The following is a 23,980-nucleotide window of genomic DNA, read 5'->3' on the forward strand; positions in this document are numbered from 1 at the left end:
GGGACAGTAGTTAGTTTTGTGTAAAAACAAAACTAACTACTGTTTGTATGAACAGCTGGTGGTTTTGGAATAATATACTATATAAATTTAGGAGGAAAAATTATGACAAAGAATATTAATACCAACTTTGATTACAATGAGGAAGTAAAGAAATGTAAAACTATTGATGATGTTATGGGGAAAAATGGGCTTATTCAGAAGCTTGTTAAAGATGTTCTTGAAAATATATTAGAAGGAGAAATGGAAGAACATTTAGGTAGAAATAAATATGAAAGAAAAGAAACTCCAGATGAATTAAAAAAGAACTATAGAAATGGATATAGCACTAAAAACTTAAGAAGCTCCTTCGGTGACGTCGACTTAGACGTACCCCGTGATAGAAATGCCGAATTTGAGCCACAAATTATAAAAAAATACGAAACTGTATGTACGGAATTAGATAAAAAGATTATCTCTTTATATGCTAAGGGAATGTCAACATCCGATATTCAAGCTGAAATTGAAGATTTATATGGAATAACTATATCACCATCAATGGTATCTAAAATAACTGATAAAGTGCTTGCTAGCGCCGCCGAATGGCAAAATAGAATTTTAGATAAAATATATCCAATAGTCTATTTAGATGCTATGTATTTTAAAGTTAGAAGTAATGGAAAGATAGTTAATAAAGCAGTTTATATCTGCTTGGGTTACACTATGGAAGGATATAAGGATATATTAGGTATATGGGTTGATGAAGCTGAAGGAGCTAAGTTCTGGTTAGGTATTTGCAATGATTTAAAGAATAGAGGGGTAAAAGAAATTTTGATTGCTTGTATGGACGGATTAAAAGGACTTCCACAAGCTATAAAAACAGTGTTTCCATCAGTAAATATTCAAACTTGTATCGTTCATCAAATAAGGAATTCAATCAAATATATAGCTTCAAAAGATAAAAAGGAATTTATGAAGGATTTAAAAGAAGTTTATAAGGCCACAACAGAAGAACTTGCGTTAGCGCAGCTAGATAACTTAAAAGAAAAATGGGGAGCTAAATATGGAATAGTAATTGATTCTTGGTATAACAATTGGAGTAACCTTTCAACATTTTTTGAATTCTCTCCAAGTATAAGAAAAATGATCTATACTACAAATGTTTTAGAAGGCTTTAATAGACAAATACGTAAATTTACTAAAGTTAGAGTTATATTTCCGACCGATGAATCTTTAAATAAATGTGTTTACTTAGCAACAATGGAGATATTAGAAAAATGGACCCAACCTATACATAATTGGGGAGCTACGCTAGCGGAGCTTTCAATAGTATTTGAAGATCAATTAAAAGATGAATTAGCTTAGAAGCTTGTACTTTTTATAAATTATATGCATACTATTTGATTTTTTTGAAATACTAAAAAAGGTAATAAGAAACATTATTAGTATTTCTTAAATATAAAAAAATATTACTGGAAATGAAAATTTCCAGTAATATTAAAACAATAAAAATAATAATTACACAGAATTATCTATTCTCTCATTTTTCACGAAAAGCTGCGGGAAATAGATATGATAAGCAAATAGTTGCATCTAATATAGATTATGTTTTTATATGTATGTCATTAAATAATGATTTTAATATAAATAGGCTAGAAAGATATATTGCAGTAGCTTGGGATAGCATGGCTACACCAGTCATAATATTGACTAAATCAGATTTGTGTGAAGACATAAATGACAAAGTAAAACAGATAGAAGAGATAGCTATAGGAATAGATATAATAGTAACATCAAGCATTAATGAAGATGGATATGATGAAGTTAAAAAATATATAAAGTCTGGAATAACAATAGCCTTTATAGGATCATCAGGGGTAGGAAAGTCCACTCTTATTAACAAGATAATGAATAAAGAAGTTTTAAAAACTAATTCAATTAGTGAAAATGATAAGGGACGACATACTACAACACATAGAGAGCTATTTGCTATAGAGTCTGGTGGAGTAATAATTGATACACCTGGAATGAGGGAGCTTGGATTAATATCATCAGATGTAGATAAATCTTTTAGTAATATTGAAGATTTAGAAAAGCAATGTAAGTTTTCTGATTGTACTCATAAAAATGAGCCTAAGTGTGCAGTAAGAGAAGCCATAGAAAATGGAACTTTAGATCCAGAAAGGCTAGAAAGATATAGAAAGCTAAAAAGAGAAGAGGAATACAACTTATCAAAATCTAAGCAACAAGAAAGACAAAAGTTAAAGAGTATGTTTGGAAGTAAAGTTGAAGAGAAAAGGAAGAAATATAATTAAAGTCAAATAACTTAATTATTATATAGTTAAAGGTTTAAAAAGATAGTAAACACAAAAAGTGTCTACTATCTTTTTTGATATAATAAGTAAGAATATCTAGAAAATTATTATTTTATTACGTTAAACTTAAAAAAGATATTATAAATTTTCTACTATGAGTAGATTAATGAAGATTATGAAAATAGAGTAAACCAACAAAAATAATTAATAAAATAAAAAATATAAATGGAACCTTTAAATTAAGATATGCGTCTAATTAAGTGAAGGTAAGTTAACATAGCTATGTTAGATGGGAAGGAGAAATATAATGAATATGTCTAATATTATTCCTATAGGGGTATTCAATAAATATAAAGATGGAAAGCTTAAGAAAAATAATGTTAGATTAGCAATAGATGGAGATAAGGAAGCATTTAATATCTTAGTTCAAGAGAACTTAAAGTCTTTATATATAGTAGCTAGGGGCATGCTAAATAGTGAATATGATATAGAGGATGCTTTTCAAAATACTATACTTAAGGCTTATGAAAAAATTTCAGGTTTAAAAAATGAAGAGTTTTTTAAAACATGGTTAACAAGGATTTTGATAAATGAATGTAATAATATAATAAGAAAAAATAAAAAGGTTACTTATATTGAAGATTCACAAATTAACAATGAGGTTTATGAGGATAAATATAAAAATATAGATTTAATTAGGGCTATTGATTCATTGAGTTCTGATTTAAGAATAACTATGTGGTTATTTTATTTCGATGATATGTCAATAGAAGAAATAAGTAATGCCTTAAAAATTCCTAAGGGAACTATAAAGTCTAGGCTTAATAGAGGTAGAGAAAAAATTTATAATATTATGAGTGAGGGTGATAATCATGAATAATTATGAAAATGATAAATTTAATAAAGTGATTAAAGATAAAGTAAATGATATTAAAATAGATATTCCAGACACATTGAAGAATAATATATTAAAAACTTTAGATGAATTACCTGAGAGAAAAATAAAGAAAAAAAGCAAGCTGAAAAATATATCCAAAGTAGCAGCGATAATTATAGTTGGTATATTAACTTTAAATACATTTATGCCTGCATATGCAGAAAGTTTACCAATAATAGGGGCTACTTTTAAAAGTATAAATGATGCTATAGGTGTTGGAGATCAATATATAAAAGGAGCCAAGGATATAAATATAACAAAAAAATATGAAGATATTACAATGACAATTAAAAATATTTACTATGATGGAGTTGAACTTGCTATAGCATATGAGCTAAAGTCAGAAAGTGGATTTGATGATAAACCTATAATATTTCCTATTATAAAAAGTGGTTTTAAAAATATAAATTATAAAAATGAAGAAAATGATGGTGAGTTCATAGATGAAAATACTTATGTTGGATTAGCATCTTATGCATTTACAGAAAATGAATTATCAGATAAAGCGAAAATAGAATTTATAGTTAATGATTTATATGGAAATTGGGTAGGAAGTTATCCTAAAAAGCTTAAATTTAAGTTTTCTATAGATTCTAAGGATATGGGGAAAGAAGAATATGAAGTAAACAAAGAAATAAAATATGATGATAGTATGTTTAAGATTAATGAGTTAATTACATCAAAACTAAACACTATTATTTATTTAGATACAGATATAGAACTTTTAAAGGATACTGAAAATAATTCAGAAAATTTTTGGGAGAAGTATACATTGAAGTTTTTTATACAGGATGATAAAGGGCTTCCTTTAAGTATGATAGGTGGATCTGGTAGAGGGAAAAATGTAAATGATGAAAGAGTTAAAGGTAATTATTATTGGAGATATGAAGGTATTCCTGAAGAAACAAAATCAATGACTATTATACCAGTTATAAGTAAAAGTGATTATAGCAGAGAGTTAATGATGAAGAAAATAAATAGAAATGGTGAAACAGCTATAAAGATAGGAGATGAACAAGAATATATTATAAAAAATATTGAATTCAAAGAAGATAAAACTGTAATAGAGGTAAAAGTTAAAAAATATATATATAGATTAGAGAATTTAGAAGTTGAAATTTGGGATGAAGATAAAATCAATAAATATAAAAACTCTAATAATGGTCAAGAAGAAGATTGGTATAAAGACACAATGGATATAGAGATTCTAGAAACTAAATTTAACGGAATTGATGATGGCTATAACTTTACACTAACATTACCAGCATTGGATAAAAATAAAGAGTACTTTATCACCAAGATGAGTAGTGGGGATAAAATATTAGAAGAGGAAAAGATAACTATTAATTTAGATAAATAAATTCTACTAATATAAAATAGCATTAATCTAAAAATACTGTATTACTTAGAGTTGTAATACAGTATTTTTTATTGAATTATTTAGTAATAATTCATAAAGTTATATGGTTTTAAAGTCTGTTTTTAGAGATTAAAGAAAAATAACTAAAACACCTTGAAGTACTCCAATAATAGCTCCAAGGACAAGACCTAAAATTTCAATATGCTTTAGCTCCTTTTTAGCAACCTTAATTATGATATCTTCTAATTTTTCTAAATCTAATTGATTAATTTTTTCTTCAACAATTTCTTGAATATTAACATTTTCTTTAGCCTTATCTAATAGATCAACGCTAATTTCATCAACTGCATTAGGTACTTCTTTATTTAAAATTTCATCAATATAAGGAGCAGCCATCATTCTAAATGGCATAGGAATAATATTAAGCTTTTCATTTATAATGTTTTTAATTTTATCTGTTATGTAAGAATTAAAATTTTCTCCATTTGAATTATTTAAAGCTTGATCTAATATGTCATCCATTGAAAGTAATTCATTAGAAATTACTTCACCAATATTAGCAGCAATTTCGTTTTTTCTTTTAGGAATTAATCCTAATATTTCAATATTTAAAATAGGAATCTTAACAGGTTTAATTGGTCTAAACAAAAGCTTTATTGCCAAGATATTAGTTATCCATCCAATAAGCCCGCCAACAATTGTTAATATTAAAATAGTAATAAAATTATTCATAAGTACCTCCTAATTATGTAAACTGTAATAGCATAATATTATAAAAATTTATAATTAGATTTAATATAAAGAGCATTTAAATCTATAGATAATTTTATAAGGAATATAAAATTATTTCAATAGAAAGTTGACTAATTAGTACAAATTTATATAAGGAATATAAAGATTATAAAATTAAGAGTAAAAAATTAAAAATATATAAAGAAGTAATTTTGAGACTACTTAAAATATAATTTATATAAAACAAAAAGAGTTGCAAATGCAACTCTTTAAAAATCCAGTAATTCAGCTATGCTGAATTACATCAATAATTTTTTCGTTTTTTCATTTTTTCATTATTTAATTATTAATTTTAAATGAACTCTTTAAAGATACTATTCTATTAAATACTAATTTATCATCAGTAGTGTACTTAGGATCTACATTAAAGAAACCATTTCTTACTAATTGGAATTTATCTTGTGGTTTAGCTATATTAGCAGTAGTTTCTTCAATATATCCTTGTAGTACCTCTAATGAATTAGGATTTATTTGTTCTAAGAAGTGCTTACCTTCATTTTCAGGAGCATCATCTAATATTAATGGTTCATAAAGTCTAAATTCAGCAGGCTTAGCAGTTTTTGCATCTACCCAGTGAATAGTTCCTTTAACTTTTCTTCCAGTGAAGCCAGATCCACTCTTAGTTTCAGGATCATAAGTACAATGTAATTCTACAACATTACCATTTTCATCTTTTATAACATCATTACATTTTATAAAATAAGCACCAATTAATCTAACTTCGTTACCTGGGAATAGTCTGAAATACTTTTTAACAGGTACTTCCATAAAGTCTTCTTGCTCTATATATATTTCTCTTGAGAATGGAACTTCTCTTGTACCAGCAGCTTCATTTTTTGCATTGTTTGGAACTGGTAGCATTTCTGTTTGACCTTCTGGATAGTTAGTGATAACAACCTTTAATGGTCTCATAACAGCCATTGCAGCATTAGCTTTAAGTTGTAAATCTTCTCTTATAAAATATTCAAGCATTTGAGAATCTACAACTGAATTAGCTTTAGAAACACCAATTGCACTACAGAAGTTTCTGATAGCTTCAGGAGTATAGCCCTTTCTTCTTAAACCAGATACTGTAGGCATTCTTGGATCATCCCAACCATCAACTATATTTTCATCTACTAGTTGTTTAAGCTTTCTCTTACTCATAACAGTGTTAGTAATGTTAAGTCTAGCAAATTCTATTTGTCTTGGAGTGCTTTCCATTTCACATTCTCTTACAAACCAATCATAAAGAGGTCTGTGATCTTCGAATTCTAAAGTACAAATTGAATGAGTTATACCTTCTATTGCATCTTCAAGTGGATGAGCAAAATCATACATAGGATATATACACCAATTGTCACCAGTATTATGATGAGTAGCATGTGCAATTCTGTATATTATAGGATCCCTCATATTTATATTAGGAGAAGTCATATCGATTTTAGCTCTTAATACTTTTTCTCCATCTTTAAATTCACCTTTTTTCATTCTTTCTAATAAATCAAGGTTTTCTTCAACTGATCTATTTCTATAAGGACTTTCTTTACCTGGTTCAGTTAAAGTTCCTCTATATTCTTTTATTTCGTCAGGTGTTAAATCACATACATAAGCTAATCCTTTTCTTATTAAAAGTTTTGCTTTATCATACATTATATCAAAGTAGTTTGAAGCAAAGTAAATACTATCCCAATCTCCGCCAAGCCACTTAACATCTTCTTTAATAGATTCAACATACTCAGTATCTTCTTTAGTTGGATTTGTATCATCGAATCTTAAGTTGAACTTTCCGTTAAATTCTTTTGCAAGACCTGAATTTAGGACTATTGATTTAGCATGACCTATGTGTAAATATCCATTTGGCTCAGGTGGAAAACGAGTTATAATCTCATCATGTTTTTTTGTTTCTAAATCTTCAATTATTATATTTCTTATAAAATTTGATGAATTAATTTCATTTGACATACGAATACCTCTCCTATATAAATTTATCTTTTTATTGCTTATATATTAGTTATATACTATTTTTTACTTTTAAATCAATTTATCATATATATGTTTCAATTAATAATAAAATAATTGAAATTATAAGTGCATTAAAGATTTTATATTTTTAGTTAATTAAGGCATAAAAATTGAAACTATATATAGTATGTAATTTTTATATAAGTTACTTAAATATTAACTTTATTTATATTTTATCAATTACTCAGATATTTTATTAAAAAGTTAAATCTTTACTATAACTTATATATTCGTGATTTTAATAAATTTATGTATATATCTAGATAATAATATGCTAGTTTTACTTCTAATTTTAAACTAAGGATGAAAAAAAATAAAGATATAAGTATGGTAAAAAGGAGTTTTTTATGAGTATTTAACCAAAAAGTTAAAGAATTTATAAGATATATAAATAAAATTGTATTAAGAATAGTATAAACTTATAAAAATAAGATTTTTAATTTATGCAAAAGCCTTATTTTTTATAAATAATATAGTTAAATAAGTAAATGTAATATATAATTATATTAGGGAAAATATGGTATATAATTTACTGGAAAGAGGGTAGGAAAATGAAAGGAAAATTAAAAAGTTTTTTTGCAGCAATTGGGTATTTATTTGTAACCTTTGGAATTCAATTAATAGTATCAATGATTGGAGGAATATTAGTTGGAGTTATATATGCAATTAAAAACATAGATGAAATATCTACAAATGCTCCAAATGTTGATGAGATAACTAATCAAATGCTAGGAGCAACAAACTATATTTTATTAGCATCGTCAATAATAACAGTATTAGTATTCTTATTAATATATAAGATAAGAAAGAAGAGTTTTCAGGAAGAGTTACAAATAGTTAAAACTGTTAAAATAAATCTTTTAATGGGGGTAACTTTAGGGATAAGTGCATGGTTATTTAACGTTGGTGCATTAAGTCTAGTTCAAGAAGCAGGGTTATTTAAAGATCATTTTTCTATTATGGAAAATCTTCTAGCACCATTAAGTGAAGGTAATATATTTATTGCTTTATTAACAGTAGGTATAATAGCACCATTTACAGAAGAGTTTATGTTTAGAGGTGTTATATTTAAGACTTTAAATAAAAATATATCGGTTTTATGGACAATAATTATTCAAGCTTTATTCTTTGGGATTTTCCATGGTAATTTTATTCAAGGTACTTATGCTACATTATTAGGTTTAGTGTTTGGATATATAACATATAAAACAAAATCACTATGGCCAGCTATAATAATGCATATGGTTAATAATAGTATAGCTACTTTATCACCATATATTTTGAAAAATGTTCCATCATTAACAAGTATTCTTATAAGTTTTGTAATAGTTGGAGCTATAGGGATAATAATATCACTTTATTTTGTTAATAAGAAAAATATTAGCTATGAAAGTGATACAATTAATTTTAATGATTATAGAAATTTAAATTAGTGTTTATTAGGAGTTATTTTTAAATAACTCCTTTTATATTTTTTAGTTTTTTAGTTTTTGAGTAACGATGTAGGGGAATTGACTTAAAGAGAAATCACGTAGTAAGAAAATTTATATATGACTACTCTTCCTTACAAACTACAAATTAGATTTGTTATACTTGAATAATAATAATAAATGTTATAAAATAATATTAAAAGATAACAAATGATAATAAATGATAACAAATAAAATTAGTTTTATAGGGTAAGTGAGGGGATTTGTTTGTTTATGGAAGAAAGACTAGAAGATATATTAGAAATGCTTAAGAGAGATGGGAAAGTAAGAGTAAAAGACTTAAGTGAAAAATTTAATGTTTCGGAAGGTATGATTCGTAAGGATTTAAGTAAGTTGGAGCAACATGGAAATATAAAAAGAACATATGGTGGTGCAATTTTAGAAAGAAAAATAATTCATAATGATAATACTACTTCAAGAATAATAAGTAATATAGAAGAAAAAGAAAAGATTGCAAGGTTGGTCATGGATGAAATTGAAGAAAATGATGTAATATTTATGGATATTTCAAGTACTAATTATACAGTTGCAACAATGATGACAGGATTTACAAAGAATATAACCCTAATAACAAATATGAATAGAATTGCAATGGCATTTGATTCGATACCTAATGTAGATATAATACAATTAGGTGGAATGTATAATAAGAAAACAGGAGGAACTGTTGGAGCATTTACTGTAAATGAAATCAAAAAATTCAAAATTGATAAAGCTTTTATTGGAGCTGGTGGAATTAATATAGAAGACAATTTTGTAAGTAACTTTAATTTGGATGAAGTTAGTACAAAAGAAGCAATTATAAAAGCAAGTAAAAAAAGATATTTAATTACTATTAATGAAAAATTTTATAATGATGGATCATATAAATTCTGTGAATTAGGTGATGTTGATTATATAATTACAGATAAGAAACCAGAAGAAAATATAATTGATGGCTTATCAAAATATAATGTAAAAGTGATATATTAAATATAATAATTAGGAGTGATCAAGCGTATGATAAAATTTATAGCATCAGATATGGATGGAACATTGCTAAATGAGAATAATGAAATAAATAAGGAGTTTTTTGATATTTTTCATAAGCTTGTTGAAAAAGACATAATATTTGCAGCTGCAAGTGGAAGACAATATTATAACTTATTAAAAAGATTTGAAAAAATAAAAGATAATATGATGTTTATAGCTGAAAATGGAACTTTTGTAGTATATAAAGGTGAAGAAATTCTTGTTAATGCTTTAGATAAAAATGTTGTATTAGAACTTATTAAAATAGGTAGAACTATAGAGAATGCTCATGTTATAGTATGTGGCAAAAGATCAGCTTATATAGAAAGTAATGAATCGAGATTAGTAGAACAAACAGAAAAATATTATGAAAGATACGAAATAATTGATGATTTAACTAAGGTAGAAGATGACATATTAAAGGTAACAATATGTGATTTTTCAGGATCTGAATTTAATAGTGATAAGTATTATAATGAATATAAAGACAAGCTTCAAGTAACAGTGTCAGGAGAAATATGGCTTGATATAACTGCTAAAGGGGTCAATAAAGGGGTTGCAATAAATAAAATTCAAGAGATGTTAGATATTGATCATAAAGAAACAATGGTATTTGGAGATTATCTTAATGATTTAGAAATGATGGGTAGTGCTTATTATAGTTTTGCAATGGAAAATGCACATGATGATTTAAAGAAGGTATCAAGATTTATTGCAAGAAGTAATAATGATAATGGAGTAGTAGAAGCTATAAAAGAAGTTGTAGGTATATAAAATTTTAAAAGGGGCTCGTTTCACGAGACCCTTTTTTAAATAAGAAATTAACTTTTTTAAGCAATAGAGCTTACTTGAAATTGAGCAAATTTTATATTAAATAGATTTCTGAGATTGTATCATTTTTACTTTACTTCTTCTAATAATACAACACCATTGCTATCAGCTTTGACAGTAACTTTACCATCCTTAACGGTGTATTTCTTGCCAGTATAAAAATCTCTTATAGATGTAGAGTCTTCCCATACAGATGATAAATCTATAGTAGCTTCATTAGAAACATCAGTTGCAACAACAACTTTATCATTAAAATCATTTTTATTATAAAATCTACTAAATGTATAAGGAGAAGTTTGAATTTCTTTATGTTCTCCTGCACCTACTGAAATATGATTTGATCTAAACTTACCAATTTTTTGCCAGTGAGATAGTACATTTTTATCTACATTATCCCAATTCATATCTGATCTTGAAGGTTGATCTTTAGCAGTTGTTACAGTATTAGTTGAAGGTTTACGATTTGATTCATCACCGTAATAAATTTCTATACCACCAGGAGCTAACATAAGTTTTGTGCCTAAATTTATCATATTACCTCTAGTTAATCCTGTATCATGAGATGAGATATAGCTTAAAACATTAAATGAAGGATCGGAGTTTATTTTATCTGCATATTCAGAATAAATTTCTTCTAGTGAATCTAAGCTATCTCCTTTTGGAAATTTAAAGTTTATGATTGAATCAAATCCGTTATTGTAATATTCATTTTTATCAAGTCCTTGTCCAAAAACTTCACCTGTCATCCAAAAATCATCGGTCCATTTAGCACCAGGTTTATTAGGATTTTTTTCTCTCCAAGTTTTTAGAGCTTTATTTGATTCTTCTTTTAATTCTTGCCATCTATACATATCTATATGTTTAGCAGTATCACATCTAAAACCATCTATTCCAAACTCTTCTACCCAAGATGATAGCCACTTTATTATATATTCTGAAGGAGCTATATTTAAGTTTTCTCTATATTTTTCAGCAGCTGGAATTATCCATTTATCATTTTTTTCTGTAATGTCTTTTGCCCATTTAGTTTTAAGTATTGGTGGAATATCTACAGGATTTGTAGATTCTGTTTTTATATCTGGTAATCCAGAAAGATTCATGCTTATATCATTTGAACCACCAGGTGTATATCCAGGTAGTCCAGCTCTTATCCAATCAGTTCCCCACCATTTAGCCCATTCTTCTTTATGTCCTGAATAATCAACTATAGTTTTATTATAAGTATCAAAGTTTTCATTTTCACTAGGAGTCCAGTTAGAAATATCTACTGTATCATTTTTAAGTGGTGAAAACTCATAATCAGACATATCTTTTAAAGTAGAAAATCCAGTATGATTCATTACAACATCTAAAACAATTCTTATTCCTTTTGAGTGAGCTAAGTCAACAAATTCTCTCATTTCTTGAGCAGTACCCATATTTTTATCTATTGAAGTCCAATCTAAAGCATAGTACCCATGATAACCATAATGAGCAAAGGAGCCATTTGAGTCTCCAGAGATAAATCCATGTATCTGTTCTACAGGAGATGTAAGCCAAATTGCATTGATTCCTAAATCATCAAAATATCCTTCTTTCAATTTTTTAGTTAAACCCTTAATATCTCCCCCATGAAAAGTTCCAACGGTTGATCCTTTAGAATCTACACTAATTCTTCCATATGAATTATTATTAGATTTATCACCATCATAAAATCTATCAGTCATTACAAAGTAAAGACTAACATTATCCCATGAAAATGGTTTGCTCTCAAGAGTCTTATCATTTTTTGTAAATAGGTTAAAGGAAATTATTATAGCAATTAAAGCTAAAATTATTGATATAGATAAATAAATTATTTTTTTCTTCTTCATATTACCCCTCCTAGAAATATCCTAAGTTGAATTTAACACAGTTCATTTATGACAACAATTGCAAATGGTAAGTGTTAGATATATTTGGACGGGAGTACAAAAATATAAATTCAATTTTGTATTATTTTGTGAATTAACATTACTGATATGTATTAACTTTCCGATTTTCGTATAATTTCGAATACAATTCTAAATTTAAGATATCTAAGATGACTAAATTTTTATAACTCGCTACGCTCAAACAATAAAAATTCTTAACGCCATCTTAGATATCTTAAATAAGAATTATAGTTTCTCATTATAATAAAATCTCCAATTTAATACATATCAGTAATGAGGCTAATTCCTAAGTTAACTGTATAAAGTGGCAGAATATAAGTTGGCGAAGATAAATAGAATATGTGGAATAAGCCTAGTACTTCTTTGCGTAGCTATTTAGCTTATGGGACATATCTAGTTATCGTAGCCTTTATATTTGCAAAATATAAATATGGATTATTAATTCAAACAAATATATAATATAAAAATCAGAGATAGAAAGGATAATTTGTGCAGTGAGGATAAATAAATTACTAAGTAATTATGGATATTGTTCAAGAAAAGAAGTAAGTAGATGGATTGAGGATAAAAGAATAATTGTTAATGGAAAGCTCTGTGAGCAAGGTCAATGGGTTGAGGAAAGTGATGAAATATTATTAGATGGTGAAAAAATAAAGCCTAAGGAAAAGGTATATATAGCATTAAATAAACCGCCAGGAATAGTTTGTACTTCTGCACGAGAGATAGATAATAATATAATTGATTTTTTGAATTACAAAGATTATGTTTTTCCAGTTGGAAGGTTAGATAAGGATTCTCAAGGGTTAATTTTAATGACAAACGACGGTGAATTAGCAAATAAAATATTATCTTCTGATAGTTATCATGAAAAAGAATATATTGTCACCATAGATAGAGATTTTGACGAAAGTTTCATTGAGGGAATGTCTAATGGGGTTGAGATATTAGGAACTATTACAAGACCATGTAAATTAAGAAGAATAGATAAAAATATATTTAGTATTATTTTAACTCAAGGACTGAATAGGCAAATAAGAAGAATGACCAAAGCTTTTGGATATAATGTTATAAAATTAGAGCGTATAAGGATAATGAATATTATGTCCAATGATATAGAATTAGGACAATGGAAGTTTATAAATAAGGAAGTTATAAGTAAGCTTATAGATGAAATTTAATGTAATATATAATAATTTTTTATAAAATAATAAAAAATCTTTTGGAATAGGACTATAGTCCTATTTTTTTATGACTATTTTTGAAGAAAATAGGACTTTAAAATTAAGTGAAAAAGTATAAAAATATAAATAGATGATTATTTAAAAAGGGGTAATGGGGAGATATTTGAAATTAAAGGAGGCTTAATATGAATTGTATTGAAATAGATGAAATTCTATCAACTACAGTACTATATGAAGGTTTTTTTAATTATAATGAATTCTTTAAAATATCAAAGGATAGCATACATAAGATTTTATCGATAGTTAATAAGCATAAAAATTATTGTAGTGATTCGGACTTGGATAAGAAGGAAGTATATTTAAAAAATATTGGAGATTCATTTTCACGAGAGTTTATTTACAAATTTAATGACTATATTTCAATTAATAAAATAAAGTATCCTTCATATGGAAGAGAACTTATGTATTATGAGATTTATGAGATAATAGATTTTGAAAAGGAAATTGATAGATTAATACTCTTTGGTTCATATGCAGGCAATGACGAGGAATTTATAGAAATATTTTTAAATGGGGTTAGTGTAAAAAATATAAAAATAAAGCTTGTAAATAAAAGTAATATTTGGCCTAATTCTTCAGAAATTATTTTTGAAAAGCATAATTAAGATTTATAACTATTAGGTTATTAATGGTATATCCGCAGTTTAAGTAGATTAAACTGTGGATTTTTTGTATATGAAAATATAAAAATAGTGCTTTATTGACTTTTAGATGAATTTTAATATATCATAACAAAAAGAAGTAGACGAGGGGGAGACGGCATGAATCATAGAGAAGTAGTTGAAAATGTAATAAAGAATATTGATGAAATAGATTATAAAGCTAAAGAAGAAGCAAGAAGAAGAGTAGATTCTTTAGCAAAGCCACTTGGAAGTTTAGGTAAACTTGAAGATATTGCTGTTAAATTATCTGGAGTAACAGGAAAAATAAAAAATAAAATAGAAAAAAAGTGTATAGTAATTTTTTCGGCAGATAATGGAGTTGTAGAAGAAGGAATAGCATCTGCTCCTCAATATGTAACATTAGCTCAAACTATTAATTTTTCGAAAGGACTGACAGGGGTTGCAGTTCTTGCAAAAGAGAATAATACTGATTTATTAGTAGTTGATATTGGTGTTGATTGTGAAGGTGAGATACCAGAAGCAATAAATAGAAAAATTAGAAGGGGTACTAATAACATAGCAAAGGAAGCAGCTATGACTTATGATGAGTGTGTTGAAGGGATTTATATAGGTATTGATATGGCTAGAGAAGCTAAGAAAAAGGGCTATGACATAATTGGTGTTGGGGAAATGGGAATAGGAAATACAACCACCAGTAGTTCTGTTTTAGCAGCTTTAATAAATTGTGAAATTGAAGACGTTGTAGGAAAAGGTGCTGGTTTAACAGATGAGGCTTTTGATAAGAAGAAGCAAGTAGTTAGGAAAGCGATAGAGTTAAATAAGCCTAATCCTAATGATCCAATTGATGTAGTAGCTAAAGTTGGCGGATTTGATTTAGCTGGAATGGTAGGGGTTTTCCTAGGAGCTTCATATTATAAAATACCTGTTGTAATAGATGGATTTATATCAGCAGTTGCTGCTTTAATAGCTACTAAACTAAATAAGTTTGTTAAAGATTATCTTATATCATCTCATTGCTCAAAGGAAATTGGATACAATATTGCAATGGATAATATAGGATTAGAACCAATGCTTAATTTGGATATGAGACTTGGAGAGGGAAGTGGATGTCCAATAGCTTTTTCTGTAGTTCAATATGCATGTGCAATGATGAATAATATGGCAACTTTTAGTGAAGCAGAAATAGATCCGAGTTATTTAGAAGAAGTTAAGGATAAAAAAGTTATATTGTAGATAGGAGAATTTAAATGAATTTAGGACTTATTCATATATATTGTGGAAATGGAAAAGGAAAGACAACGGCGGCAATGGGATTAGGGGTAAGAGCTGCTGGTAGAGGATATAAGGTATTACTTACTCAGTTTTTAAAGGATAATGAATCAGGAGAATTAAAATCTATAGAGAAATTAAATGATAATTTTCATGTTCTTTTTGGTGAACCAATGAAGAAGTTTTTTAAGTATTTAAGTGATGAGGATAAACTAGATGTTATAAAAGAGCATAGAGAGAGATTTGAAGAAGTAACAAAAAAGGCTGTAGAAGAAGAATATGATTTATTAATAATGGATGAAATTATGGCATCATTAACATATGGAATACTTGAATTAGATAAAGTAGTAGACTTCCTAAAAAGTAAGCCTAAAAATTTAGAGGTAGTATTAACGGGAAGAAATCCTGATAAAGTTTTAATTGAACTTGCAGACTATGTCTCTGAAGTAAATCTAATAAAACATCCATTTGTAGATAAAAAAGTTCCAGCACGAATTGGAATAGAAAAATGATTATATTAGTAGTTGGTGGATCTAAAAGTGGAAAATCAATGCTTGGCCAACGCTTAGCAAAGAAGTTAGAATCTAAAGATAGCAATTTATACTATATTGCTACAATGAAGCCTTACGATAAAGAAGATATAAAAAGAATTAATAATCATTTAATAGAAAGAGATGGTTGGGGATTTAAAACAATTGAGCAAGGTAGAAATATAGAAGAAGTAGCAGCAAAAGTAAAAAAAGGAGATACTCTTTTATTAGATAGTGTTACATCAATAGTTACAAATGAAATGTTTATTGAAGAGCAATTTATAATGAATGTAAGTGAAAAAATATTTGATGGAATAAAAAAATTATCTAGTAAAGATATAAACTTAGTTATAGTAACAGATTATTTATTTAGTGATTCTATAGTTTATGATGATTATACAGAAGCTTTCAGAAGAGAAATAGGAAAAATAAATATAAATTTAGCTAAGATATCAGATATTGTTATAGAATGTTGTTTTAATAATAATATAATTCATAAGGGAAAAAGATATGTAGGTGATTTAATATGATGAAGTTAATAAATGCTTTTATAATGGCACTAGGTATGTTTACAGTAATACCTATGCCATATAAGAAATGGGATGATAATGGAGTAAGGCATATGATGAAGCTTTATCCATTAGTGGGGCTTGTTGTAGGATTAATACATTATGCTATTTATAAAATTATTAGTATTTTTAATATATCTACAATTTTGATAGCGGCAATTACTATGGTAACTCCATTTATTATAACAGGAATGTTGCATTTAGACGGATATATGGATGTATGTGATGCTTTATTATCAAGAAGAGATCAAAAAGAAAAGGTAAGAATATTAAAAGATCCTAATACAGGAGCTTTTGCAGTAATATCATTAGCAATTTTATTTATAATTGATTTTGCATCTATCTATACACTAGTAGACAAAACAGAAAACATAATTGGATTGATTATTATACCTATTATTTCAAGAAGCTTGATGGGGCTTATGCTATTAAAAAAAGAATCTATGAAGGAAAGTTCCCTTGGGTCATACTTTAAAAAAGAAACAGGAAAAGCAGATATATTTATTTTATATTTATTTTTATTTATATCAACTTTATTTTTTATATATGTTATTGGATATAAGGGGCTTATAGTTTCATTAGGAATGATAATTTCAGCTTTAATTTCAGTAAATAAAAGTACAAAGGAATTAGGTGGGATGTCAGGAGACAGTGCAGGATATGGACTTGTAATTTCAGAATTAATAGGAGTACTGTGTTTAGCAATAATATAAATAAATTGGCAAGCAATTTATTAGTAATGAAATAATTAAGAAATGAAAGAATGAAAAAATTAAGGTAAAAAATCCTTAAGGATTTTTGAATAAATAGTGCTTTACACAAATAAATTTAAGTTTTGCAGAGCAAAACCTCCTTAATTCTTCACTTCTTCATTATTTCATTTTTTTACTATTTTGCTTAGCAAAATATTAAGGAGGGTGTGTTTAATTTTGATTCTTGTATTTGGTGGAGCTTATAATGGAAAATTAAGCTTTGTTAAAGAAAAATTTAATATTTCTGACGAAGAAGTATTAACGTTAAATAATATAGATGATTTAGAAATAGATTTTTCAAAAAAAGTAATAAATAAATTTCAGAATTTAACTTATAAAATGTCTTTAGAAAATCAAGACCCATTAAAATATATTTTGGAAAATGAAAGTTTGTTTAAAGATAAAATAATTATTAGTGATGATATATGTGAAGGGATAGTTCCATTGAAAAAAGAAGATAGAATATGGCGAGAGAATACTGGAAAGTGCCTTCAATATTTAAGTAAGAATTCTAAAGAAGTATATAGAGTTTTTTGTGGAATTCCAATGGTGATCAAAGATGAGTAGTATTGAAGTTTATTTAATTAGGCATGGTAAGACTATTTGTAATGAAAAAAGATTATATTGTGGTAAAACAGATGTAAGTTTAAGTGAGCAAGGAATTAAAGAGTTAAAGACTTTAAAATCAATAATGAGATATCCAAGGTGCAATAAATATTTTACTAGTGGAGCAGTTAGAGCAAATGAAACTTTTAAGATTCTTTATGAAGATGAGTCTTATGAAGAATTATCAGGATTTTTTGAATATGATTTTGGAGATTTTGAAATGAAATCCTATGAGGATTTAAAAGAGAATAAGCTCTATATAAATTGGATTATGGATGAAATTGGTTATGTAAGATGTCCAAATGGTGAAAGTAAAAATCAATATAAAAAACGTATTAAGAAAGAGTTTAATAATTTTATAGAAGCTATAAATTCAAATGGATATGAGTCAGTTTTACTAATTTCACATGGAGGAACAATAGGAACTATATTAGAATGTTTTTATGATAATAGTAAAAACTTTTATAGCTGGCAACCTAAATGTGGAGAAGGATATAAGATTATAATAGAATTTGAAAATAATAATTTTATAATAAAAGAAGTTTTAGAAATAAAAAGTTAAGAAGAGATAGAATTAAAATAAAAGGAGATAAAATGATACAACTAACTATAGGATATATTTTGGATTTAATAATAGGAGATCCTCAAAATCCTGTTCATCCAATAAGATTAATAGGTAATACTTGTAGATTTTTAGAAAGCATATTTAGAAAACTATGCAAAAATACTTTAAAGATAGCAGGATTGTTGACTTGGATTTTTAGTGTTTTAATAGTTTATTTTATTAATTACTATATAATTAAAATTAGTTTTAATATTAATCATATTTTAGGAATAATTATAAGTGGTATAATAATATATTTTTGTATTTCAACAAAAGCCTTAAAAATAGAAGGATTGAAGGTAATATCATATATATTAAAAGACGATATAGAGGGAGCAAGAAAGCAACTTTCTTATATTGTTGGTAGGGATACTAAAGATTTAGATAAGGAAGCTATTTTACGTGCAGTAGTAGAAACTATAGCAGAAAATATGTCTGACGGTATAGTAGCTCCTATTTTTTATGCTGGACTTTTAGGTGCGCCATTTGCAATGGTATATAAAGCTGTTAATACTATGGATTCTATGTTTGGATATAAAAATGAAAAGTATAAGGATTTTGGATTTTTTCCAGCAAAATTAGATGATGTATTCAATTATATACCAGCTAGATTAAGTGGAATACTTATAGTAATTGCAGCATTAATATTAAAACTAAATTATAAAAATAGTTTTAAGATTTACATAAGAGATAGGAATAACCATAGTAGTCCTAATAGTGCTCATCCAGAAGCAGCAGTTGCAGGGGCTCTGGGGCTTAGATTAGGTGGAGCTAATTATTATTTTGGAAAGTTAGTAGAAAAGCCAACTATAGGAGATGAAGTAAAGAAAATACAAGTTTTAGATGTATATAAAACTAATAATATTCTGTATTTAGTATCATTTCTTAGCTATTTAGTGGCAATGATTTTATCTTTAATTGGAGGTCTTTTATAATGAGTAAGGTAGTTCATGGTGGAAATATAGATGAGTTATCAAGAAAATATAATTTAAATAAAGAAAAGCTTATAGATTTTTCTGCCAATATTAATCCTATTGGAGCAAATAAGAATGTTAAGATGGAGCTTATAAGAGCAATAGATAAAATAGAAAGATATCCGGATATAACATATTTTGATTTAAAATCTTCAATAAGCAAATTTGAAGATATAGAAATTAGAGATTTAACATTAGGAAATGGTGCAGCAGAGGTTATATTTAATTTAGTTAGAGCGTTAAAACCTAAAAAAGTACTTATTCCAGCACCGACATTTGGAGAATATGAAGAAGCAGTTTTAAGTGTTAATGGAAGTATAGAATATTATTATTTAAGAGAAAATAATAATTGGAATATAAATGAAGAAATATTAAATTATATAACTGAAGATACAGACATAGTTTTTATATGTAATCCAAACAATCCAACAGGGAATTTAACTAATAAGGACATAATATTGAAGATTTCAAGGAAAGCTATAAAAACTAATACAATAGTAGTTATAGATGAATCATTTTTAGATTTCGTTAAAGATAATAAAAATTACACAGCAATAGACTTATTAGAAGATTATAATAATATATTTATCATAAAATCTATGACAAAGTTCTTTGCTATTCCAGGAATCAGAATAGGTTATGGTATATCAAAAAATAAAGATATTATAAAAAAGATAGATGACATAAGTGTTCCTTGGAATATTAATGTTATGGCTGAAAGGGCGGCTATAGTTGCTTTAGATGAAAAAGAATATATAGATGACACGATAGAATATATAGAAGATGAAAAAAATTTCTTATTTCATGAATTAAGTAAGATAGAGCCAATAAAAGTATTTAAACCAGAAGTAAATTTTATTATGTTTAAAACTAAGGAGTTTATAGATTTAAAGGAAAAAATGTTAAGTGAAAATATAATTATAAGAAGTTGTGGTAACTATAAAGGCTTAGATAGGAATTATTATAGAATTGCAGTTAGAACTAGAGTGGAAAACGAAAAGTTTATAAGCACTTTAAAAAATATAATAAAATAGTATATTTCAATTGACATATTATATCATTAATAATATAATTCTATTTGAAATTTAGACTATTTTAGCTATATAAGGTGCTTTTAAAGCTTAATAGGGAATCAGGTGAAATTCCTGAGCTACCCCAGTAACCGTGAAATGGACGAAATCTATTAATACCACTGCAAGATGCGCGGGAAGGTTAGAGAGTAGGATGAAGTAAAGCCGGGAGACCTGCCTTCTATAGACGGACTGTTATCTTCTGAGGGTGAGATAATAGGAATACTATTATAGTTTTAAGTTATTATTAATAGAATATACAAGCTACTTTCTATTATTCAATAATTTAAAATTATTAAATATGTATTTTAGGCATACTCTTTAGTATGCCTTTTTATTTTGTAGAAAAAGTTATATTTCTATAAAATAAGCCCTAATAAAAAATTAGGAGGAAAGTATTATGAAAAAAGGAAGTAAAATTCTTTCGTTAGTTTTTGCAATGTTATTTTCTATAGCATTATTTGCTGGTTGTGCAGAAACTACAAAAACTATGACGGACAGAGAGGGAAATGAATTTACCCTACCAAAGAAAGTAGAAAAAATTATATCAACTGCACCATCTAATACAGAGGTATTAGTTGAGTTAGGACTTGCAGATAAATTAGTTGCTATAGATAAATATTCAGCAGATGTAGAAGGAATAAGTGAAGATCTACCTAAAATAGATTTTAGAAATCCAGATGCAGAAACTATAATATCATTACAACCAGATATAATTATTGCGTCAGGACATAACAAAGTAGGCGATAATGATCCATTTCAATTAGTTAAAGAAGCTGGAATCCCAGTTGTTTATATTCCAAGTAGTTATAGTATAGATGGAATATATGAAGATATAGAGTTTATAGCTGAAATAACTAAAACTCAAAAGCAAGGAAAAGAAATTGTTGATAACATGAAAAAAGAAGTAGAGTCTATAAAGGCTATTGGAGATAAAATAACAGATAAGAAGAAAGTATATTTTGAAATAGGATCAGGAGCTAAATTAAGTAGTTTTGGTCAAGATACTTTCTTAAATGAAATGATTGAAATAATTGGAGCAGAAAACATATTTGCTAATGAAAAATCATGGATATCACCAACTCCAGAATCAATAATTGCAGCTAATCCAGATGTTATATTAACAAATATGCCTGATATAAATGGAGTAAAGGCAGTTGATGATATAAAGAGTCGTGATGGATGGGATAGTATAACAGCTATAAAAGAAGGTCAAGTTTATGGAATAGATAAAAATGCATCAGCAAGACCATCTCAAAATGTTATAAAAGCTTTAAAAGAAATGGCTAAGGCTATTTATCCAAATGAATATAAGTAAAGATAAAAAAAGTAAAACATTGATGATATTATCAATACCACTAGTTATCTTAATAATTTGTATTGGAACTTCCATCGGAAGTTCCAATATTAGTATTATGGATATTATTTCAATAATACTTCATAAAGTATTTAATGCAAATTTACTAGAAGGTATTGAAGCAAAGGATGTTGCGATAATTTGGAGTATTAGATTGCCAAGAGTACTATTAGCATTTACTGTTGGAGGAGCACTTGCAGCTAGTGGGGCTGTAGTACAATCGGTTTTAAAAAATCCATTAGCATCACCTTACACTTTAGGGGTATCATCAGGAGCATCTTTAGGAGTAGGGCTTTTAGTAGTTTCAGGAATATCTATCCCTTTCCTTGGAAACTTTTCACTACCTCTAGTTGGATTTATAAGTAGTTTATTAACTATGATAATAGTGTTAGTATTTGCAAGTAAAGTAGATAAAGAATTATCAAATAGTACCATTATATTGTCAGGAATGGTTTTTTCTTTATTCTTTAATGCGGCGTTAACAACTATAACAGCCTTATTTACTAATAAGATAGAAGCTATAACTATGTGGCAAATGGGATCATTTTCTATGAGGGGATGGAGTTATCTTAAAGCTGGAATTCCATTCTTTTTAATAGGAATAATAGGAATAATGGCATTTGTTAAAGAAATGGATGTATTAACATTTGGAGAAGAACAAGCAAAATCTATTGGTGTTGAAGCAGAAAAAGTTAAAAAGTATCTTTTCTTATTTGTAGCAATACTAACGGGAGCAGCAGTATCAATAAGTGGAACTATAGGATTTGTTGATTTAATTGCTCCACATATAGTGAGAAAGATATTTGGATCCAAACATTCATATGTTATTCCTATGTCAATTGTATTTGGGGGATGTCTTATGGTGATTACTGATTTAATTTCAAGAACTATAATAGTGCCATCAGAGCTTCCAGTAGGTGCAGTAACAGCTATAATAGGAGCTCCATTTTTTGCTTATTTATACTTTAAAAAATCAAAGTAGGTGATTTAATATGTTAGAAGTTAAAAATGTTTGTTGTGGCTATAATGGAATAAATATTGTAAAACAAGTTAGTTTTAACATAAATAGAGGAGAAAACTTATGTATAGTTGGTCCTAATGGATGTGGTAAAAGTACTTTATTAAAAGCTATATCTAATTTGATTTCTTTTAATGGAGAAATTAAGTTAGATGGGAAAAATATAAATGCTTTAAAAAGAAAGGAACTTGCAACTAAGATTGCATTAATGACACAAAGCTCTAATATACAATTTCCTTATACTATTTTTGAAACAGTTGCATTAGGAAGGTATGCTCATTTAAATAGTATTTTTTCAAGACTAAGTAAAAAAGATGAGGAAGTTATAAATGAAAGCTTAAAGATGGTTGGGTTGCTTGATATAAAAGATAAGCTTATAAGTGAACTATCTGGAGGTCAACTTCAAAGAGTATTTTTAGCAAGAGCATTTGCACAAGATCCGGAAGTTATACTTTTAGATGAGCCAACAAATCATTTAGACTTAAGATGTCAAATTGAGATATTAGATTATCTTAAAAGCTGGGCTAAAGAAAAAAATAAGATTGTTATAGCTGTATTACATGATTTAAATTTAGTTCAAAATTATGGAGATAGAGTTTTGATGCTTAATGATGGAGTCATAAAGAGAAATGGAAATACAAAAGAAGTGCTAAATAGCGATGATTTGGAAGAGGTTTATGGAATAGATATAAAAACTTTTATGGTAAGAACATTGGAAAAATGGAAATAGAAAGGAAT

23 protein-coding genes and 1 riboswitch are annotated in these 23,980 nt (G+C 27.0%); of the genes, 20 read left to right on the top strand and 3 right to left on the bottom strand.

Annotation, left to right across the window (positions count from 1 at the left end; translation table 11 throughout):
- Positions 1–102: 102 nt before the first annotated feature.
- From CSBG_RS03635 to CSBG_RS03650, 4 genes are all read left to right on the top strand, one after another.
- Entirely contained in the window at positions 103–1,341 is a 1,239-nt protein-coding gene (locus CSBG_RS03635) for an IS256 family transposase (RefSeq protein WP_008677165.1), read from the top strand.
- Between the two features lie 113 nt (positions 1,342–1,454).
- Positions 1,455–2,291, top strand: coding sequence for a ribosome small subunit-dependent GTPase A (gene rsgA, locus CSBG_RS03640; protein WP_008677167.1), 837 nt, complete (start codon positions 1,455–1,457; stop codon positions 2,289–2,291).
- 307 nt (positions 2,292–2,598) lie between these two features.
- Positions 2,599–3,171 carry a sigma-70 family RNA polymerase sigma factor gene (locus CSBG_RS03645; protein ID WP_008677169.1) on the top strand — a complete coding sequence of 191 codons (573 nt, stop codon included), beginning with the start codon at positions 2,599–2,601 and terminating at the stop codon, positions 3,169–3,171.
- A complete protein-coding gene (locus tag CSBG_RS03650) occupies positions 3,164–4,588 on the top strand; it encodes a DUF4179 domain-containing protein (protein ID WP_008677171.1) in 1,425 nt (474 codons plus the stop codon). Before CSBG_RS03645 ends, CSBG_RS03650 begins: the two co-directional genes overlap by 8 nt.
- Before the next feature lie 129 nt (positions 4,589–4,717).
- On the opposite strand, the gene CSBG_RS03655 is transcribed toward CSBG_RS03650, so the two are convergent.
- On the bottom strand, positions 4,718–5,320 hold the full coding sequence (locus tag CSBG_RS03655) for a DUF445 family protein (protein WP_008677173.1): 603 nt from the start codon (positions 5,318–5,320) through the stop codon (positions 4,718–4,720).
- A gap of 339 nt (positions 5,321–5,659) precedes the next feature.
- Positions 5,660–7,324: a glutamine--tRNA ligase/YqeY domain fusion protein gene (locus CSBG_RS03660; protein ID WP_008677175.1), complete on the bottom strand. Its 1,665-nt coding sequence runs from the start codon at positions 7,322–7,324 to the stop codon at positions 5,660–5,662.
- A gap of 611 nt (positions 7,325–7,935) precedes the next feature.
- On the opposite strand from CSBG_RS03660, the gene CSBG_RS03665 reads away from it, so the two are divergent.
- The 3 genes from CSBG_RS03665 (at position 7,936) to CSBG_RS03675 (ending at position 10,659) form a co-directional block, all read left to right on the top strand.
- Positions 7,936–8,817: a CPBP family intramembrane glutamic endopeptidase gene (locus CSBG_RS03665; RefSeq protein WP_008677177.1), complete on the top strand. Its 882-nt coding sequence runs from the start codon at positions 7,936–7,938 to the stop codon at positions 8,815–8,817.
- Between the two features lie 270 nt (positions 8,818–9,087).
- Positions 9,088–9,846 carry a DeoR/GlpR family DNA-binding transcription regulator gene (locus CSBG_RS03670; RefSeq protein WP_235840766.1) on the top strand — a complete coding sequence of 253 codons (759 nt, stop codon included), beginning with the start codon at positions 9,088–9,090 and terminating at the stop codon, positions 9,844–9,846.
- A gap of 27 nt (positions 9,847–9,873) precedes the next feature.
- A complete protein-coding gene (locus CSBG_RS03675; protein ID WP_008677181.1) occupies positions 9,874–10,659 on the top strand; it encodes a Cof-type HAD-IIB family hydrolase in 786 nt (261 codons plus the stop codon).
- Between the two features lie 125 nt (positions 10,660–10,784).
- On the opposite strand, the gene CSBG_RS03680 is transcribed toward CSBG_RS03675, so the two are convergent.
- Entirely contained in the window at positions 10,785–12,569 is a 1,785-nt protein-coding gene (locus CSBG_RS03680; RefSeq protein WP_008677182.1) for an alpha-amylase family glycosyl hydrolase, read from the bottom strand.
- 554 nt (positions 12,570–13,123) lie between these two features.
- Between CSBG_RS03680 and CSBG_RS03685 the strand changes: the two genes are divergently transcribed.
- From CSBG_RS03685 to CSBG_RS03745, 13 genes are all read left to right on the top strand, one after another.
- The gene (locus tag CSBG_RS03685; protein ID WP_008677184.1) at positions 13,124–13,807 is read left to right on the top strand and encodes a pseudouridine synthase; all 684 of its coding nucleotides are present in this window, start codon (positions 13,124–13,126) and stop codon (positions 13,805–13,807) included.
- A 188-nt stretch (positions 13,808–13,995) separates the two neighbouring features.
- Complete coding sequence (locus CSBG_RS03690) at positions 13,996–14,475, top strand: hypothetical protein (protein WP_008677186.1); 480 nt, start codon at positions 13,996–13,998, stop codon at positions 14,473–14,475.
- A 156-nt stretch (positions 14,476–14,631) separates the two neighbouring features.
- The gene (gene cobT, locus CSBG_RS03695) at positions 14,632–15,726 is read left to right on the top strand and encodes a nicotinate-nucleotide--dimethylbenzimidazole phosphoribosyltransferase (RefSeq protein ID WP_008677188.1); all 1,095 of its coding nucleotides are present in this window, start codon (positions 14,632–14,634) and stop codon (positions 15,724–15,726) included.
- A 14-nt stretch (positions 15,727–15,740) separates the two neighbouring features.
- A complete protein-coding gene (locus tag CSBG_RS03700) occupies positions 15,741–16,274 on the top strand; it encodes a cob(I)yrinic acid a,c-diamide adenosyltransferase (protein WP_008677189.1) in 534 nt (177 codons plus the stop codon).
- The gene (locus tag CSBG_RS03705) at positions 16,271–16,822 is read left to right on the top strand and encodes a bifunctional adenosylcobinamide kinase/adenosylcobinamide-phosphate guanylyltransferase (protein WP_008677191.1); all 552 of its coding nucleotides are present in this window, start codon (positions 16,271–16,273) and stop codon (positions 16,820–16,822) included. Before CSBG_RS03700 ends, CSBG_RS03705 begins: the two co-directional genes overlap by 4 nt.
- Positions 16,819–17,574: an adenosylcobinamide-GDP ribazoletransferase gene (locus CSBG_RS03710; RefSeq protein ID WP_008677194.1), complete on the top strand. Its 756-nt coding sequence runs from the start codon at positions 16,819–16,821 to the stop codon at positions 17,572–17,574. Before CSBG_RS03705 ends, CSBG_RS03710 begins: the two co-directional genes overlap by 4 nt.
- A 216-nt stretch (positions 17,575–17,790) precedes the next feature.
- Positions 17,791–18,180: a bifunctional adenosylcobinamide kinase/adenosylcobinamide-phosphate guanylyltransferase gene (locus CSBG_RS03715; protein WP_008677197.1), complete on the top strand. Its 390-nt coding sequence runs from the start codon at positions 17,791–17,793 to the stop codon at positions 18,178–18,180.
- Positions 18,173–18,781 (top strand): histidine phosphatase family protein, encoded by a 609-nt coding sequence (locus tag CSBG_RS03720; RefSeq protein ID WP_008677200.1) that lies wholly within the window; start codon positions 18,173–18,175, stop codon positions 18,779–18,781. Before CSBG_RS03715 ends, CSBG_RS03720 begins: the two co-directional genes overlap by 8 nt.
- Before the next feature lie 32 nt (positions 18,782–18,813).
- The gene (locus CSBG_RS03725; RefSeq protein WP_008677202.1) at positions 18,814–19,758 is read left to right on the top strand and encodes a cobalamin biosynthesis protein; all 945 of its coding nucleotides are present in this window, start codon (positions 18,814–18,816) and stop codon (positions 19,756–19,758) included.
- Positions 19,758–20,831: a threonine-phosphate decarboxylase CobD gene (gene cobD / locus CSBG_RS03730; protein WP_008677203.1), complete on the top strand. Its 1,074-nt coding sequence runs from the start codon at positions 19,758–19,760 to the stop codon at positions 20,829–20,831. Before CSBG_RS03725 ends, cobD begins: the two co-directional genes overlap by 1 nt.
- Before the next feature lie 55 nt (positions 20,832–20,886).
- Positions 20,887–21,064, top strand: a riboswitch (cobalamin riboswitch).
- 203 nt (positions 21,065–21,267) lie between these two features.
- The gene (locus tag CSBG_RS03735) at positions 21,268–22,185 is read left to right on the top strand and encodes an ABC transporter substrate-binding protein (RefSeq protein ID WP_008677205.1); all 918 of its coding nucleotides are present in this window, start codon (positions 21,268–21,270) and stop codon (positions 22,183–22,185) included.
- Positions 22,172–23,206 (top strand): iron ABC transporter permease, encoded by a 1,035-nt coding sequence (locus CSBG_RS03740; protein WP_008677207.1) that lies wholly within the window; start codon positions 22,172–22,174, stop codon positions 23,204–23,206. Before CSBG_RS03735 ends, CSBG_RS03740 begins: the two co-directional genes overlap by 14 nt.
- A gap of 10 nt (positions 23,207–23,216) precedes the next feature.
- Complete coding sequence (locus CSBG_RS03745; RefSeq protein WP_035284984.1) at positions 23,217–23,972, top strand: ABC transporter ATP-binding protein; 756 nt, start codon at positions 23,217–23,219, stop codon at positions 23,970–23,972.
- Positions 23,973–23,980: the final 8 nt, after the last annotated feature.

It is taken from the genome of Clostridium sp. 7_2_43FAA (assembly GCF_000158375.2).
In the GTDB taxonomy this organism is placed as follows: Bacteria; Bacillota; Clostridia; order Clostridiales; family Clostridiaceae; genus Clostridium; species Clostridium tertium.

Excerpts from the sequence above, each read along its gene's own strand:
- CSBG_RS03635 (WP_008677165.1), top strand. The coding sequence starts at position 103 with ATGACAAAGAATATTAATACCAACTTTGATTACAATGAGGAAGTAAAG.
- rsgA (WP_008677167.1), top strand. The coding sequence starts at position 1,455 with ATGAAAATTTCCAGTAATATTAAAACAATAAAAATAATAATTACACAG.
- CSBG_RS03645 (WP_008677169.1), top strand. The coding sequence starts at position 2,599 with ATGAATATGTCTAATATTATTCCTATAGGGGTATTCAATAAATATAAA.
- CSBG_RS03650 (WP_008677171.1), top strand. The coding sequence starts at position 3,164 with ATGAATAATTATGAAAATGATAAATTTAATAAAGTGATTAAAGATAAA.
- CSBG_RS03655 (WP_008677173.1), bottom strand. The coding sequence starts at position 5,320 with ATGAATAATTTTATTACTATTTTAATATTAACAATTGTTGGCGGGCTT.
- CSBG_RS03660 (WP_008677175.1), bottom strand. The coding sequence starts at position 7,324 with ATGTCAAATGAAATTAATTCATCAAATTTTATAAGAAATATAATAATT.
- CSBG_RS03665 (WP_008677177.1), top strand. The coding sequence starts at position 7,936 with ATGAAAGGAAAATTAAAAAGTTTTTTTGCAGCAATTGGGTATTTATTT.
- CSBG_RS03670 (WP_235840766.1), top strand. The coding sequence starts at position 9,088 with ATGGAAGAAAGACTAGAAGATATATTAGAAATGCTTAAGAGAGATGGG.
- CSBG_RS03675 (WP_008677181.1), top strand. The coding sequence starts at position 9,874 with ATGATAAAATTTATAGCATCAGATATGGATGGAACATTGCTAAATGAG.
- CSBG_RS03680 (WP_008677182.1), bottom strand. The coding sequence starts at position 12,569 with ATGAAGAAGAAAAAAATAATTTATTTATCTATATCAATAATTTTAGCT.
- CSBG_RS03690 (WP_008677186.1), top strand. The coding sequence starts at position 13,996 with ATGAATTGTATTGAAATAGATGAAATTCTATCAACTACAGTACTATAT.
- cobT (WP_008677188.1), top strand. The coding sequence starts at position 14,632 with ATGAATCATAGAGAAGTAGTTGAAAATGTAATAAAGAATATTGATGAA.
- CSBG_RS03700 (WP_008677189.1), top strand. The coding sequence starts at position 15,741 with ATGAATTTAGGACTTATTCATATATATTGTGGAAATGGAAAAGGAAAG.
- CSBG_RS03705 (WP_008677191.1), top strand. The coding sequence starts at position 16,271 with ATGATTATATTAGTAGTTGGTGGATCTAAAAGTGGAAAATCAATGCTT.
- CSBG_RS03710 (WP_008677194.1), top strand. The coding sequence starts at position 16,819 with ATGATGAAGTTAATAAATGCTTTTATAATGGCACTAGGTATGTTTACA.
- CSBG_RS03720 (WP_008677200.1), top strand. The coding sequence starts at position 18,173 with ATGAGTAGTATTGAAGTTTATTTAATTAGGCATGGTAAGACTATTTGT.
- CSBG_RS03725 (WP_008677202.1), top strand. The coding sequence starts at position 18,814 with ATGATACAACTAACTATAGGATATATTTTGGATTTAATAATAGGAGAT.
- cobD (WP_008677203.1), top strand. The coding sequence starts at position 19,758 with ATGAGTAAGGTAGTTCATGGTGGAAATATAGATGAGTTATCAAGAAAA.
- CSBG_RS03735 (WP_008677205.1), top strand. The coding sequence starts at position 21,268 with ATGAAAAAAGGAAGTAAAATTCTTTCGTTAGTTTTTGCAATGTTATTT.
- CSBG_RS03740 (WP_008677207.1), top strand. The coding sequence starts at position 22,172 with ATGAATATAAGTAAAGATAAAAAAAGTAAAACATTGATGATATTATCA.
- CSBG_RS03745 (WP_035284984.1), top strand. The coding sequence starts at position 23,217 with ATGTTAGAAGTTAAAAATGTTTGTTGTGGCTATAATGGAATAAATATT.